This is a genomic window from Peptoniphilus sp. (genome assembly GCF_022767005.1).
Classification (GTDB): Bacteria; Bacillota; Clostridia; order Tissierellales; family Peptoniphilaceae; genus Peptoniphilus_A.
The window spans coordinates 1-16,959 of sequence record NZ_JALEOV010000059.1; the positions used below are offsets into that span (position 1 = coordinate 1).

General features: G+C 30.6%; 11 protein-coding genes and 1 tRNA gene. All 12 read left to right on the plus strand.

The window, feature by feature from the left end; translation table 11 throughout:
- On the plus strand, nt 1-505 hold a 505-nt coding region (locus MR285_RS04770; RefSeq protein ID WP_293558552.1), incomplete at its 5' end, for a fumarylacetoacetate hydrolase family protein.
- 151 nt (nt 506-656) lie between these two features.
- The gene (gene polA, locus MR285_RS04775) at nt 657-3,314 is read left to right on the plus strand and encodes a DNA polymerase I (protein ID WP_293558554.1); all 2,658 of its coding nucleotides are present in this window, start codon (nt 657-659) and stop codon (nt 3,312-3,314) included.
- A complete protein-coding gene (coaE, locus tag MR285_RS04780; protein ID WP_293558556.1) occupies nt 3,301-3,897 on the plus strand; it encodes a dephospho-CoA kinase in 597 nt (198 codons plus the stop codon). Before polA ends, coaE begins: the two co-directional genes overlap by 14 nt.
- A 100-nt stretch (nt 3,898-3,997) precedes the next feature.
- Nucleotides 3,998-4,073, plus strand: a tRNA-Trp gene (locus MR285_RS04785).
- Nucleotides 4,074-4,433: 360 nt separating this feature from the next.
- A complete protein-coding gene (pheS, locus tag MR285_RS04790; protein ID WP_293558558.1) occupies nt 4,434-5,456 on the plus strand; it encodes a phenylalanine--tRNA ligase subunit alpha in 1,023 nt (340 codons plus the stop codon).
- Between the two features lie 10 nt (nt 5,457-5,466).
- Complete coding sequence (gene pheT / locus MR285_RS04795; RefSeq protein WP_293558560.1) at nt 5,467-7,842, plus strand: phenylalanine--tRNA ligase subunit beta; 2,376 nt, start codon at nt 5,467-5,469, stop codon at nt 7,840-7,842.
- A 10-nt stretch (nt 7,843-7,852) separates the two neighbouring features.
- Entirely contained in the window at nt 7,853-8,404 is a 552-nt protein-coding gene (zapA, locus tag MR285_RS04800; protein WP_293558561.1) for a cell division protein ZapA, read from the plus strand.
- Nucleotides 8,391-10,727: a U32 family peptidase gene (locus tag MR285_RS04805; protein WP_293558562.1), complete on the plus strand. Its 2,337-nt coding sequence runs from the start codon at nt 8,391-8,393 to the stop codon at nt 10,725-10,727. The genes zapA and MR285_RS04805 overlap by 14 nt, the downstream gene beginning before the upstream one ends.
- On the plus strand, nt 10,720-13,092 hold the full coding sequence (locus tag MR285_RS04810) for an endonuclease MutS2 (RefSeq protein ID WP_293558564.1): 2,373 nt from the start codon (nt 10,720-10,722) through the stop codon (nt 13,090-13,092). Before MR285_RS04805 ends, MR285_RS04810 begins: the two co-directional genes overlap by 8 nt.
- A gap of 9 nt (nt 13,093-13,101) precedes the next feature.
- Entirely contained in the window at nt 13,102-14,811 is a 1,710-nt protein-coding gene (argS, locus tag MR285_RS04815; RefSeq protein ID WP_293558566.1) for an arginine--tRNA ligase, read from the plus strand.
- Nucleotides 14,812-14,815: 4 nt separating this feature from the next.
- A complete protein-coding gene (locus MR285_RS04820; RefSeq protein WP_293558568.1) occupies nt 14,816-15,589 on the plus strand; it encodes a hypothetical protein in 774 nt (257 codons plus the stop codon).
- Nucleotides 15,589-16,707, plus strand: a complete 1,119-nt coding sequence (locus tag MR285_RS04825) for a tetratricopeptide repeat protein (protein ID WP_293558570.1) — start codon at nt 15,589-15,591, stop codon at nt 16,705-16,707. The genes MR285_RS04820 and MR285_RS04825 overlap by 1 nt, the downstream gene beginning before the upstream one ends.
- Nucleotides 16,708-16,959: the final 252 nt, after the last annotated feature.

The window sequence follows — 16,959 nt, forward strand, 5'->3', positions numbered from 1 at the left end:
TATTCCAATAAATAGTGAAATAACAGAAAAACTAGATTATGAAATTGAACTTGCTGTAATTATTGGAAAAGACGGGAAAAACATAAAAAAAGAAGAGGCAAATAATTATATATTTGGTTTTTCAATTTTTAATGATTTATCAGCAAGGGATTTACAGACTAAATACAAGCAGTGGTACTATGGAAAAAGCTTTGATGGCTCATCTGTAATGGGACCATGTATCCTTTTAAACGATAAAAGTTTCGATTATAATAAACTTGACATAAAACTTTCTGTAAATAGAGAAATAAGACAAGATAGCAATACCAAGAATATGATTCTAGGTGTTAATGAAATTATAGAAGACTTATCAAAGTCTATGACACTTAAAAAAGGAACAATAATAGCCACGGGAACTCCATCAGGAGTTGGGATGGCTCTAAATCCTCCAATATTTCTTCAAAGTGGAGATACACTAGAACTTGAGATAGAAAAAATAGGCGTCTTGGAAAATACAGTTAAATAACATACTAATTATAAAATGCCAGAGTTTCATAAACTTTGGTATTTTTTGTATTTTGCTTTAATTTTGAGTCAGTTTAAAATCACATAGAGGAGTTTATATTTGCAAATTTTATTTATTAAAATCTCTGTTATAATGTAGTGAGGAGGTTTTTATGGATAACAAATTTTTAATTATAGATGGAAGTTCGCTTTTTTTTAGGGCATTTTATGCTCTGCCACTTTTAAAAACTAAGAGGGGTCTTTATACTAACGCAATCTACGGTTTTGTAATGATGGTTGAAAATGCAATTGAAAAAATAAATCCAACTCATGTTGCTGTTTGTTTCGATATGAAGGGCAAAACTTTTAGATCTGAAATATACAAAGATTACAAGGGCACAAGGCAAAAAACTCCCAACGAACTTGAACAACAATGGCCTCTAGTTCGCGATATTTTAAAATACATGAATATTAAAATTTTGGAATCACCTGTTTACGAAGCAGATGACATTGCAGGTACTCTTTCTAAAATTGCATCAGAAGAAAATTTTGAAACCTATTTACTCACTGGCGATAAGGACTATTTTCAACTTGTAAATGAAAATACAAAAGTCCTATTAACTCGCAAGGGGATTACTGAAATGGACATAGTAACTGTGGAAAGTATTGAGAAAGATTATGGGATTAAGCCAATTGAATTTATAGAGTTAAAAGCCTTAATGGGTGATCAGTCTGACAATATTCCGGGAATTTATGGAATTGGAGAAAAAACTGGATTAAAATTAATTCGCGAGTTTCACAATATTGAAAATCTTTACGATAATATTGATAATATAACAGCAAAAAAGCTTAAGGAAAAATTAATCGAGGGCAAAATGTCTGCCTTTATGAGTAAAAAGTTGGGTACAATCATAAAAGATGTGCCAATTGAAGAAAATTTAGATGATTTAAAAAAAGTCGACTATGATTATGAAAAGCTTTCACAAATGTATCGCGACTTCGAGTTTAATTCAATGCTTGCAAGACTTCCTAAGGAGTATCAAAAGGAAGAAGTGGAAGAAATTTCTGAAGATAATTTTAAATTTGAGGAAATTAAAAACCTAGATGAAATTATAAAAAAGATTAATGACAATAAGTCTTTTGCCTTTAAATTTATTACTGATGGCAAAATTTATGAAGATGTAAATCCAATTTATCTCGCAATAAAAGTCCCAGACGAAGTTGTAAATTTTATTTTATGGGATAATATTGATATAAATAAGCTAAAAGAAATTATGGAAGATGATGATATAGAAAAACTTGGCTATGAACTTAAAGAGGACATTATAATCTTAATGGATCTTGGAATTGACATAAAAAATTATTGCCACGATGTTAAGATCGCCGAATATATTTTAAATTCTACAAAAAGTGACTATGACATAAATAAAATTTCTATGGATTATTTTAAAAATGGATATATTGACCAAGATGATTTTTTGGGGAAAGGGGTTAAGAAAAAAACTTACTCTGAAGTGAAAAGGGAAGATCTGTTTAAATATTTTGCCTTTATGTTAAATTCAATTTACAAATTGGAAAAGGTTCAAAGGGATAAAATCGAAGAGGAAAATATGACCTCTCTATATAAAGATATGGAGTTGCCATTAGTTGAAGTCCTTGCCTCTATGGAATATGTTGGCATAAACACTGACGAAGCAGTTTTAGATGAAATTGATGAGAAAATTTCATTAAGATTAAAAGATTTAGAAGAAAAAATATATTGTGAAGCTGAAGAAGAGTTTAACATTAATTCTCCTAAGCAACTTGGCATTATTTTATTTGAAAAAATGGATTTCCCAGTGATAAAAAAGACAAAAACGGGCTATTCAACTTCTGCAGATGTTCTTGAAAAGCTTCGTGGCAAGGGAGAGATTATCGACGATATTTTAGATTATAGAAAATTCTCTAAACTAAAGTCGACTTATATAGATGGTTTAAAAGCTGTTATAAATAAGAAAACTAATCGAATTCACTCAAGATTTATGCAAACTGTAACTGCAACGGGAAGAATTTCATCTACTGATCCAAATTTACAAAATATCCCAATAAAAACTGAAGAAGGAAGACTAATTCGAAAGGCGTTTTTGGCATCAAAGGGTTGTACACTTGTGGATGCTGACTATTCACAAATTGAACTTCGCGTTCTTGCAGCACTTTCTAAGGATAAAGAAATGCTTGATGCCTTCAAAAATGGATTAGATATTCACAGGAAAACAGCATCAGAAGTGTTCCACGTAGATTATGACGATGTAAATGCACTCCAAAGGTCTGAAGCAAAGGCAGTAAATTTTGGAATAGTTTATGGAATTTCTGATTATGGTCTTTCACAAAATTTAAATATACCAAGAAAGGCAGCAAAGGAATACATCGACAATTATCTTGGACATTTTGTTGGGATTAAAAATTATATGTCAGAAGAAATTGAAGAAGGAAAGAAGAAGGGATATGTAGAGACGATTTTTAACAGAAGAAGATACATTCCTGAACTTAATGCAAAGAATTTTAACATAAGAAGTTTTGGAGAAAGAATTGCACTTAACACGCCAATACAAGGTTCAGCTGCTGACATAATAAAAATTGCCATGGTAAAAGTTTACAATGAATTAAAGAAGAGAAATTTAAAGTCAAAATTAATAATTCAAATTCACGACGAACTTGTAGTTGATGCAGCAGATGGCGAAGTTGAAGAAGTAAAAAAAATAATGAAGGATCTAATGGAAAATTCTGTGGAGTTAAATGTAAAACTTTCTGTGGATATGAATACAGGTGAAAATCTTTATGAATCAAAATAAAGTAATTGGTCTCACAGGTTCTATTGCAACGGGGAAGTCTCAAGTTTCTAGATTTTTAAAGAATAAGGGAATAAAAGTTGTCGACGCAGATTTAATTGCAAGAGATGTGGCAAATTTTGAATCTGTAAAAAACAAAATAAAAGAGGAGTTTGGAGAAGATTTATATAAAAAGGGAAGCCTTGATAGAAAAAAACTTGCAGAAGTAGTTTTTAAAAATGAAAAATCAAGGGAAAAATTAAACCAAATCATGCATCCAGAAATTTATAAAGAGATAAAAAGACAAATTGAGGGTTCAAATGACCTTGTATTTGTCGACATACCATTGTTTTTTGAAAATGAAGAATTAAATAAGAAATATGGACTGAATTTCGATGAAATTTGGCTTGTATATGTTGACAGAGCTACACAAATAAAAAGACTAATGGAAAGGGACGACATTTCAAGAGAATACGCAAAAGAGAAAATAAATTCACAGTTTCCAATTGAAGAAAAAAAAGAAAAAGCAGATGTAATAATCGACAACAGTGGAACATTAGATGAAACTTTTGCACAAGTATATAATAAATTAAAGAAGATGTGTTAGATTTAGCACATCTTCTAAACTTTTAATTTAATGAAAAATTTACAAATCATAAAAATAACTTTACATTTAATAAATTCTTTGTTAAGATATAACTTGTCTTAGGGGTATAGTTCAGTTGGTAGAACATTGGTCTCCAAAACCAAGTGCCGTGGGTTCGAGTCCTGCTACCCCTGCCATTAATATTTAGCCGTACATTACCGTAACGGTTCAAATTAGCCATTCTTTCGAGAGTGGCTTTTTTATTTGCCATAAATTGCCACTTATTGCCGTAGATTTTGACCAAATCCCGCAAAAAGTCCCCACGATTTTTATATGGAAGGATTAAAATAGGATTTATTTTTATAAGTACATACTAATTATGATTATTTATAAATAGGTGGTAATGCGCATTATAGTTTTATTAAAATGAATTTATTGCACAGAGTATAATAGCTTTTAAAAGATTTTATTTTGCGAAGGAAGCGTATTATAAAGCATTCTTCTTAAAAAAATTTTATAACTATGATATAATTATATATTATGAATTGGAGGTCAACATGAAAGAAAAATTACTTGGAATCAAAGATGAATCCATGAAACTTTTAAATGAAGTTAACACAATTAAAGAGATAGATGAACTTAAAGTTAAATACTTAGGCAAAAAGGGCGAACTTACTCAAATTTTAAAGGGAATGAAAGACCTTTCAAAGGAAGAAAGACCTGTTATGGGGGCTCTTGCCAATGAAGTGCGTGAAGAAATAGAAAAGTCAATCGAAGAAAAGAAAGCTGAAATTAATGACAGAATTTTGAAAAAGAAACTTCACGATGAGAGGATTGATGTCACTTTAAAAACTGATGATATTTTATTGGGACATAGACATCCACTAAAGAAAACTCTTGAGGATCTTGAAGATTTATTTACTCATATGGGTTTTACTGTTTACGATGGTCCTGAAATCGAAACAGTGGAAAACAATTTTGATCTTTTAAATGCTCCTAAAGATCATCCTTCAAGGGATATGTCTGATACTTTTTATTTTGACAAAAATACAATTCTTAGATCGCAAACATCTCCTGTTCAAATAAGGGCAATGAAGGAACATGGCGCTCCAATTCGCATGATATGTTCTGGTAGGGTTTTTAGATCTGACGAAGTTGATGCTACTCACTCACCAATGTTCCATCAACTTGAAGGTCTTGTTGTTGATGAAAAAATTTCTGTGGCAAATTTAATTGACACTTTAAACTATTTTGTTAAGTCTTTTTTTGGCGAAGATATGAAGACTAGATTTAGACCTCATTATTTCCCATTTACTGAGCCAAGTCTTGAAGTTGACACTACTTGTCCAAGCTGTGGAGGCAAGGGTTGCAAGGCTTGCAATTATACTGGATGGAGCATGGAACTTTTGGGATGCGGTATGGTTCACCCTAATGTTCTTAGAAATTGTGGAATTGATCCTGAAAAATATTCTGGTTTTGCCTTTGGTATGGGAATTGACAGAATTGCAATGGTTAGATATAAAATCACAGATATTAGAATGATGTTTGAAAACAACAAGAAGTTCTTGGAACAATTTTAAGGAGATAGAGATGTTATTACCGATTAAATGGCTTAAAGATTATGTTGATTTCGATTTTGATGTAAAAAAACTTGCAGATGGACTTTCTAATTCTGGTTCTCACGTTGAATCAATTATCATTCCATCACAAGGTTTAGATAAAATTGTAGTTGGAGAAATTGAAAAAATTGAAAAGCACCCAGATGCAGATAAGCTTGTTATTTGCACTGTAAATGTTGGCGACGAAGTTTTACAAATTGTAACTGGCGCACCAAATGTTTTTGAAGGTGCAATAGTTCCCGTTGCACTTCATGGTGCAACTGTTGCTGGTGGAGTTAAAATTAAAAAGGGAGAACTTAGAGGAGTTGAATCCAATGGAATGCTTTGTTCACTAGAAGAACTTGGTTTTGAAAATTCAGTTATACCTAAGGAAGCGAGAAATGGAATTTTTATTTTTCCTGAAGGTACTGAAATTGGAAAATCTGCTTTGGAAACTCTTTTTATGGATAATGAAATTCTTGAACTTGAAATCACACCAAATAGACCAGATTGTTTGAGTATCATGGGAATGGCTGTGGAAACTGCTGCATCCTTTGATCTAAAAACTAAACATAATGATATAAAAATAAAGAATGAAGTTGGAGATTTTTCTGATAACTTCGATGACATAGTTATTGAAACTGAAAATTGTAAGAGATATTATTCAAAAATTCTTAAAAATATAAAGATTGGACCATCTCCACTATGGATACAAGCATATCTTATGCAAGCAGGAGTTAGGCCAATTTCAAATATTGTTGACTTGACAAATTTTGTAATGCTAGAATACGGTCAACCTCTACATGCCTTTGACTTAGATACATTAAAAAACAAAAAAATTGTAGTAAGAATGGCAAAAGATGGTGAAGAAACTGTAACACTTGATGGCGAAACTAGAAAACTTACTAGCGATGATATTTTAATTACTGATGGCAGTGAAATTATTGGTCTTGCTGGAGTAATGGGTGGTCTCGATTCTGAAATCACAGAAAAAACTGTAAATGTGCTTTTAGAAGGCGCAAACTTTAATAAAGAAAATATTAGAAAGACTTCAAGAAGACTTAATTTGAGAAGTGAAGCTTCCTCAAGATTTGAAAAGGGGATTGATGTAAATCTTGCAAAAACTGCTGTTGACAGAGTTTGTGAACTTGCAGAAATGTTAGGAATTGCTGAAGTTGTTGGAGGAAGTAAAGATGTTGGCTCTTTTTCAAAAGAAGAAAGGGAAATAAAGCTTAGAAAAGAAAAAGTCAATGATTTAATTGGCGTAGATTTTAGCATGGATGAAATTTCTAGTATATTAAACAGACTTGAAATTGAAACTGATGTTAAAGATGACTATTTAATTGCAAAAATACCGAGCATAAGACTTGACCTTGGAATTGAAGAAGATTTAATAGAAGAAATTGCAAGAATTTACGGTTACCACAATGTTACACCTCAAAAACTAAGAGGAACACTAACCGTTGGAAGAAAGCCTAGATTTAGAAATGTGGAAGATAGAATTAAAAACCTTTTAATTGGTCTTGGATATTCTGAGTTTATGACATATTCCTTTGTTAGCCCATCTTCTTATGAAAAATCAAATTATGATGAAGATGAAAAGAATATTATAAAAATTTTAAATCCACTTGGAGAAGATTATTCAATTATGAGGACTACTATTGTACCTTCAATGATTGATGCTCTTGCTAAGAATTATGCCAGAGGAAATGAAAATGTTGGTGGATTTGAAATTGGAAATACATTTTTCCCAACAGATGATGAACTTCCATCTGAAAAATTAAAACTTACAATGGGATTTTATGATTTAGGAGATTTTTATTACTTAAAGGAATCCATTGAAAAGATTTTATGGTATCTTGGAATAAATGAACTTGAAGTTAAAAGAAAAGAAGTAAGCTTCTTACATCCCGGAAGAAGTGCTGAATTTATTTTAAAGGGAGAAAGCCTTGGAGTATTTGGAGAAGTTCATCCAAAAGTTCTTGAAAATTATGGCTTAAAGAAAAAAGCCTATGTTGCTGAACTTGATTTCGATAAAATTGTTGAAAACACAATTGACAATTACACTTACAAAGAACTTCCAAAGTATCCAACTATGAAGAGAGATTTTGCTTTTGTAATGGATAGAGATGTAGATTCAGTTGAACTTGAAAAGATTTCAAGAAAGTATGGCAAAGATCTCTTGGCATCTTTTAAAGTATTTGATATTTATGAAGGCGAAAATATAGAAGATGGAAAGAAGTCTGTGGCTTTTTCACTTGTATTTAGAGCAGCAGATAGAACTTTAGAAGACAGCGAAGTTACAGAAATTTGTGAAAAAATAGTTGCTGAGATTGAAAGTGAAATTAAAGCTAAATTAAGATCCTAAGGAGGCTATTATGTCCGATGCAAAAAGAATCGAAGTTACAATTGACGATATGAAATTTATTGTCATGGGAAGTGACAACGAAAAGTACATTAAGGACCTTGCAGCAGAGCTTGACGAAAAAATCAAAGAAACTGCGAGAAGTAATTACAAATTAAATCAAGTGCAGACTCTTGTGCTCTGTGCCTTAAATGTTTTAGATGATTTGGAAAAGATGAAGTCTGACAAGATGGATTTGGCAAATGTGGATGATGACAAGAGAGAAATCATCGAAAAAATGGAAGAAATTAAAGATTTAAAAAAACAACTTTTAATTTTTGAAGAAGAAAACAAAAAGGTTAATAAAAGTTTTAGAGAACTTCAACAGAAATCTCTTGATGTAGAGGACAGAAATAGAAAGATAAATAGAGATCTTCTTGAAAAAAACAAAGAAATAACAGATTTAAAAGAAGAGATAAAGAAACTTGAAGAAAATATTTCCGCATTAGAAGAAAAAAACAACAGTGCATCGAGAAGAATAATTGATTTAACAAGAGAATTGGAAAATCTTTATGAAGAAAAATAAATATGAATTACTAGCACCTGCTGGTGATATGGCTTGTCTCAAGGCAGCTGTATCGGCAGGTGCTAATGCTGTTTATTTGGGTTATGATGAATTTTCCGCAAGGGCAAAGGCAAAAAATTTTAACAAAGAAGAATTAATTGAAGCAATAAACTACGCTCATCTTAGAAACGTGAAAATTTATGTTACTTTTAACATTTTAATTGCAGATTTTGAAGTAAAAAGAGCTATGGAAAGCGTGAAGATGTTATACGAGATTGGTGTAGACGCGTTAATTTTACAAGATATTGGTATTGCAAGTGAAATACGCAAAAATTTTCCAGATTTTGAAGTTCACGCATCAACACAAATGGCTATAAACAACTTTTATGGTGCAAAATTTTTAAAGAACATGGGATTTTCAAGAGTTGTACTTGCTCGAGAAACTCCAATTTTTGAGCTTGAAAAAATAAAAACCTTAGACATAGATGTTGAAACTTTTATCCATGGAGCACTTTGCGTTTGTTATTCAGGCGAATGTTTAATGTCATCTATGATTGGCGGGAAATCTGGTAATCGCGGAGAATGTGCTCAGGCTTGCAGAAAATCCTATGAAATTTTAGATTTTAATGAAAATAAAATTGGCAAAAGACTTTATTATATTTCGCCAAAGGATCTAAACACGCTAGATGATGTTGCAAAAATTATAAAATCTGGTGGATATTCACTAAAAATCGAAGGTAGGATGAAAAATCCAGAGTATGTTTACACTGTTGTTTCATCATACAAAAAATCCTTGGAGGACAAGTTAACTTTAGAGGACAAAAAGGACACAGAACAAGTTTTTAATAGAGGATTTACCAAGGGACTTTTTAATGGCGACTTTGGAAATAATTTTATTTCATCAGATAGACCTGACAACAGAGGTGTGGAAGTTGGAAAAGTAATTGAGGTAACAAAAAATTTGGCAAAAGTTATTTTTGACGAAGACATTTACCAAGGGGACGGAATTGAATTTTCGTCAAGTGGTGGAAGATTTGGAATGAGATCTGCAAAATTTTATCCCGCTAAAATTCCTCATGAAATAAGTTTATTAAAAAAACCAATTTTAAATTCAAAAATAAATAGAACTTACTCAAAAAAATTATATGAAAAAGTCGACGAAAAAATTGAAAGTTTTGATTACAAAAGAAATTTAGATGTGAATTTAAAAATAAAAATTGGCGAAAAGCCAACTATTAAAGTTATCTCAGGAGATTACAGGGCATTTTATGAGCTAGATAAAATTGTTGAAATTGCAAAAAAATCTGGGCTTAATAGAGAAAGAGTAGTAGAAAATATTTCAAAGACTGGCGACAGCATTTTCAAAGTGAAAAACATTTCTATGGACTTAGACGAAAATGCTTTTCTTTCAATTTCTGCCATTAATGAACTTCGAAGAGAAGCAATTGGAATTTTGGAAAGTAAAGTTTTAAAAGATTCTGTGGATAGAGTTGAAGTAAAATGCAATTTAGAAAACAAAAAAATAGAAAATAAGGATAAAAAAAGTAAAATTAAAGTTTTCTTCAACAAGTTTAAGGATTTGGAAAAGTCTAATTTGAAAAATATTGACGAGATAATAATTAGAGCAAAAGATCTCAAAAAGTTTAGTGAAAAATATAATAGAGAAGTTTCAATATATCTCGATAAATTTTATTCTTACGACGAGCTTGAAAGTTTAAGAGAATATGTTTTAAAAAACGAGAATGTAAAGGGTATTTGGATAAATAATCTCTCTGAATACTATATCTTTAAGGACGACGACATAAAAATAAATGGAGATATTGGACTAAATGTATTTAACAAACTTTCATTAGACTTTTTTAAGAATTTGGGTTTTAATTCAATTACACTATCTCCAGAATTAAATAGTGGACAAATTCAAAAAATTATCATAAATTCAGATGCTGAGATAAATGTGATTTCCTACGGACGAGTGCCAGTTATGACGATGAAACACTGTCCCTTCTCAGTTATAAAAAATTGCGTTGATGAGAGAAATTGTCCAAGCTGTAAATTTAAAAATTATTTATTGAGGGACGAGAAATCAGTGGATTTTGAAGTATTAAGACAGAATACTTTTACAGAAATTTTTAATTCTTATCCAATTTTGTTAGATGGTTATGTAAAAAAACTCGTTGAAAACAATGTAAGTTTGCTCCTCTTGGCAGATGAATTTACAGATGAAGTAGTTGAACTTTATAAAAACTATGAAGAAGAAAATTTTAAAAGGATAAAAAAGGAACTAGAAGACAAGTACCGACAAGTAACTAAGGGACATATAAACAGGGGGATTGTCAGTGGATAATTCTTTTAATAAAGCATCAAAAACTTTGGAGTTTGACAAAGTTTTAGGTGAACTTAAAAAACTTGCTAGTGCAAGTATTACAAATGAATATATCGAAAGCGTGGAAATTTCCACGGATTTTAATGAGGTAAAGGAAAGGCTTAACGAAACTAACGAGGCTCTTAAATTAACTTTAGCAAAGGGAGAACCTCAGCTTTTTGGCATTGTAAACATAAAAGATATTATTAAGCGTGTTGAAATTGGTGGTGCTCTTTCTGCTGATGCACTTTTAAAAGTTTCTGACTTTTTAAGAGTGTCGAGGGGATTAAAGACTTATCTTAAGAAGGATTCCAATAGTGACGAAGAAATAAAGTTAAATTACATCGACAAATTAATCGAAGATTTATATACAGAGAAAAGTCTTGAAGATGAAATAAATTCAAAAATTATTTCTGAAGAAGAAATTGCCGACGATGCTTCTCGTGAATTGCTTAGAATTAGAAGAGGTATTGCAGCAAAAAAGGATTCTATAAAAAATAAATTAAATGGAATTTTAAGCTCCCACGCGGATTTTTTACAAGATGCTCTTGTTACTCTTCGCGATGGAAGATACGTTGTACCAGTAAAAATTGAGAATAAATCTAGAGTAAAAGGTCTGGTTCACGATATATCTGGCAGTGGTCAAACTGCATACATTGAACCAATGGCAGTTGTTGATGCAAACAATGAACTTAAAGAACTTTATGTAAAAGAAAATATTGAAATTGAAAAAATACTTAGAGAATTATCAGAATTAGTTGCAAAATCTGCTGAAGATATTAAATCTAATCAGGATAAATTGATTGAGTTAGATTTTATTTTTGCAAAGGCAAAACTTGCCATAAATTATCGGGCAAATATGCCAAAGATAAACAACGAAGGAAGAATTAATTTAGTAAGTGCTTACCATCCTTTCTTAGATAGGAAAACTGCAGTTCCTATTGACATAAATCTTGGGATTGATTTTTCTTCACTAATTATTACAGGACCTAACACTGGAGGTAAGACTGTAAGCTTAAAGACAGTTGGACTTCTTTCACTTATGACGCAGTATGGACTTCTAATTCCAGCAGAAGAATCCTCTGAAATTGCAGTTTTTGAAAAAGTTTTTGCAGATATTGGAGACGAACAGTCAATTGAGCAGTCGTTATCAACTTTTTCATCTCACATGGTAAACATTGTTTATATTTTAAAAAATGTGACGAGAAATTCTCTTGTCTTATTTGACGAATTAGGTGCAGGAACTGATCCAACAGAGGGTGCGGCACTTGCTAGGGCAATAATGGAATTTATGCTAGAGAAAAATATTAGATGTATCTCCACAACTCACTACAATCAATTAAAGGTCTATGCACTTACAACAAAGGGTGTTGCCAATGCGAGTATGGAGTTTGATGTTGATAGTCTTTCTCCAACTTATAGACTTTTAATCGGCGTTCCGGGCAAGTCTAATGCCTTTGAAATTTCACGAAGACTTGGACTTCCAGATGAAATTATAGATAAATCAAAAAAACTTTTAAGTTCAGAGAATATTGAATTTGAAAGCGTCTTGCAGTCAATTGACGAAGACAGAACTAAAATAAGAGAATATAAGGAAGAACTTGAGAGAGAAAGAACCGACTTAGAAAAGGAAAACAAAAGATTACAGTCTAAGATTAAAAGTTTAGAGGATCAAAAAGAAAAAATCTTGGAAAAATCTCGCGAAGAAGCAAAAAGATTGCTTCTAAATGCAAAAGAAAATGTAGATATAATTTTATCTGAAATAAATGAAGTTAGAGACAATATTAGTTCTGAAAACTCAAAGAGAATTCAAGAAGCACAAGATCTTTTGCGTGAAAGCTTAAAAAATTCTAGAAATAATTCTGAAATCGAAATAAAAAAAGCAGCCAACCCTATTAGAGAGATAAAAGTTGGCGATAAAGTTAGGACATCTCTCGGGAATATAGCCACAGTAGTTGAACTTCCTGATAACAAAGGAAATGTATTAGTTCAGTCTGGCATTATGAAAATGAAAATGCCTAAGGAAAGTTTAACGAGAATAGATGTGCAAGAAGATACTACTAAGCACAATACTAGAAAAATACTTAAAAACAAAGCATCAAATATTAGTAGTGAAATAGACATTAGAGGCAAAAATTTTGAAGACGCACGAGATATTGTCGATAAATATTTAGATGATGCCTATCTTTCTGGATTAAAATCAGTTAGAATAATTCATGGAAAGGGCACAGGTGTCCTTAGACAAAAGTTGCGAGGACATTTTAGAAATATAAAAACTGTCAAATCTTTTAAAGATGCAGAGTATAATGAAGGTGGCGACGGAGTCACTGTGGTAACATTAAAATAAGGAGTCAAGATGATAAATTTTAGAGAAGAAATAATAAAAATACTTGATGAAAAAGTTGAAAGTTTAGAGCCAAAGGAAATTGACAAAATGATAGAAGTGCCACCAAATTATGAACTTGGCGACTTTGCTTTCCCAGTTTTTAGTTTGGCAAAAATTTACAGAAAAAACCCTGCTGTGATTGCAGAAGAACTTGCAGCAGAAATTAATTCAAAATATTTTGAAAAGATTGAAAACAAAAATGCTTACTTAAACTTTTATATCAACAAAAGTATTTTAACTGAAGAAATTTTAAAGGAAAGTGTTGAAAAAAGGGAGGACTTTGGCAAGGAAAATTACGGAGAAAATAAAAATGTAGTTGTGGAATATTCATCTACAAATATTGCCAAGCCTTTTCACATCGGTCACATTAGATCTACTGTAATAGGCGATTCGCTAAAGAGAATTTATAAGTTCTTAGGGTTTAATACTATTGCTATAAATCACTTAGGCGATTATGGAACTCAATTTGGGATGTTAATTTACGCATACAAAACATGGGGAAGCAAGGAAGCAATTGAAAAGGATCCGATTAACGAACTTTTAAAATTATATGTAAAAGTAAATGCAGTTTGTGAAGAAGACCAAGAAGTTAAAGATGAATGTAGATATTGGTTTAAGGAACTTGAAAATGGAAACAAAGAAGCTGTAGAAATTTGGAAATGGTTTAAAGAAGTTTCCCTTAAAGAATTTAACAGAGTTTATGATATGCTCGACATTCAATTTGATTCTTACAATGGTGAATCCTTTTATTCAGACAAAATGCCTGCATTAATAGAAGAATTGCGAGAAAGAAATGTGCTTGAAGAATCAGAAGGTGCTGAAGTTATTAATTTAGATGAATTTAATCTACCACCAGCAATAGTTGTAAAAAGCGATGGAACAACAATTTATTTTACAAGAGATTTAGCAGCGGCAAAATATAGACACGAAAATTACAAACCTTACAAAAATATATATGTAGTTGGAAGTCAACAAAGTCTTCACTTCAAACAGCTTAAAGCCGCACTAAAAAAGGCAGGATTCGATTGGTATGAAGAGATAATTCACGTTCCTTTTGGAATGGTTTCACTTGAAGATGGAACACTTTCCACAAGGAGAGGTAAGGTAGTTTATCTTGAAGATGTTTTAAATAAAGCCACAGACAAAGTTCGTGAAATTTTAAATGATAGAGAAAAAGTACAAAATCAAAAAATGGAAAATAAAGAAGAACTTGCACAAGCGGTTGGAATAGGTGCAATTAAATTCCAAGAATTATTCAATGGAAGAATTAAAGATTACACATTTAATTGGGACAAAACTCTATCTTTTGAAGGTGAAACAGGCCCTTATGTACAATATGTTCACGCTAGGATTTGCTCATTATTAAAGAAGGGCAATTTCGACATAAATAATGAAATAGACGCAAATCTTCTAAGGGAAGAAAGTGAAATAAATATAATTAGAAGTCTTTACAATTTCACAAATATAGTAGAAGACGCCTGTGAAAAATGTGAACCTTACTTTATAACAAGATACACAGTTGAACTCGCAAAGAACTTCAACAAATTTTATAACCAGACACAAATTTTAGTTGATGATGAAAAATTAAAAAACACGAGACTTTTACTTTGCTACACAGTTAAAAATGTAATAGCAACAGGACTATATCTTCTTGGAATAAAAGCACCAGAAAAGATGTGATTAAATGAGTTTTTTTGAAGATTTAAAATTAGTTTACACAAAGGCAATTAAAGATACATTTGTAAAAATAAAAGCCTCGCCAATAATTTTAATACTTCCATTTATGTATGGAATTATTTATGGAATAGGATTCTTTTTAATTGGAAATTTACTAGCACAAGTTATTGGTGGACTAATGGGTTTTATAATTCCACTATTTACATCCTTGATTTTGTCGAGTTACTTTTCAATATTAAGTGATTTAATTTATTATAACAGAATAAGTTTTAGGAATTTTAAAAACACCTTTATGGCATACTTTGCATCAATTTACTCAATATATTTTATATTGATGATAATATCTTTTTTACTTCCAGCTTTTGGAGGTAACCAAGGCATTTATTTACTAATATCTGCTGCAATAGTTATTGCGATAAATCCAATAGCAGAGTCCATTTATATAAGTGGAGATTATTACACAAGCGCATACATTAATTCCTTTGAATTTATTAAAGAAAATTTAATACTTTGGATAATTCCATATTTAATATATTTAGTAATTCTTAACTTATTTGGATTTGATTTTTCGCTAATGATTACATCAAATAGCATAGTAGATATTCCTCTTGGAGAAAATCTTGTAAATGGAATTAATTATTTAAAACCATTAGATCCTTACAATTTAAAAATTCTACTTGCAAGTGTAATAACAGCAATTTATGCAGTATTTAGAGGCAATTTGTATAGAATTTTAAAGGGTTCAACTAGGAGAAAAAGGGCTTACATGGGAGAACTTTAATGGAAAATCTTTTTAGAGAAGAAATAAATAAAAAATTAAAAAATATAGTCTTTATAGAACTAAAAGAAGAATACCAACTGGGAGAATTAAAGCTTCCCGTTGGTTTCTCTTTACCCATAAAACTAGACTATATTATAGAAGGAATAAAGGATAAAGAATTAGAAGAAGAGATAAATTTAGAAAAAATTGTAGAAGCGATGATCTATCTCTTGGGAATTGATCCTGAATTTAAGTACAGCAAAAAATATAAAGAAATGTTAAAAGAATTAAATATGGATATAAAAAACTATGCAATGCACAAAGCATTTATAAATCAAGAGACAAACCCATTGGATTCTTACATCTTTTTAAAAGGTTGTGAAGAATTAATTGGAAAGGACACAGACATAATTTTTAAAGAAGGAAATATTTTAGAATCATTTTACAATAAAAACCAAGAAGAACCAGAAAAAAGTGAAAAACTAATAAATATAATCATAAAAAAGTATAATGAAGTTTTAAATTTAGATGAAAAATATAGCCTTGCTTATTATAGGCTTGCATACATCAATCTAGCACTACAAAAGTATATAAAAGCAAATATGTACTTTGAAAAGTTTATAAACTTGTCGGACAACGAAGAATTAAAAGACGAAGTTAGAAAAGAAATAGAAATAATTAGGGACTATGTAAACTTTGACTCTGCAAAAACCTACTTGTCCTATGGCGAATACAACAAAGCACTAAATTTATTAAATGACATTTCAGAAAATTTTAATAAAGACGAAAGCTTTTACTATGTAGTAGCAATAACGTTTTATAATTTAGGCGATTTTGAAAGAGCAGAAGAGTACGCAAGACTATCTATTGATAAAAAAATATTAGAAGAAAACACAAACTTATTATCAACACTTTATGCAATGAAAAATAAATTTGATGAAGCAATAGAAGTTTTAAAAATGGGACTCTTAGAAATAGAAAATAGTTATCCCCTAAATTATAATTTAGGGATAATATATTTAAACAAAAAAGAAAGCGAAAAGGGAATAGAATATCTAGAAAAAGCCAATAAATTAAAGCCAAACAAGGAGTTAGAAAAATTCATAAAAAATTTAAAAGAAGGTATTGACACTAAATAAAAACCAGTGTATACTATACAAGTTGTCTCGTGAGGCAACCTTCTTAAAAACAAAGTAAAATAATTTAAAAAATTGTAAATTTTGCTTGACAAAGATTTTTTAAGAAGTTATAATAAATAAGCTACTTCAAAAGGTAGCGAGAAACATGATAATTAAATAGTGTGAAGATAAAAAAGATTCAAAAAAGAATCAAGATTCGTAAAAGAATCACAAAGCAAACCAGAAATTCGTTTAGTTTAGATAAACAAATGA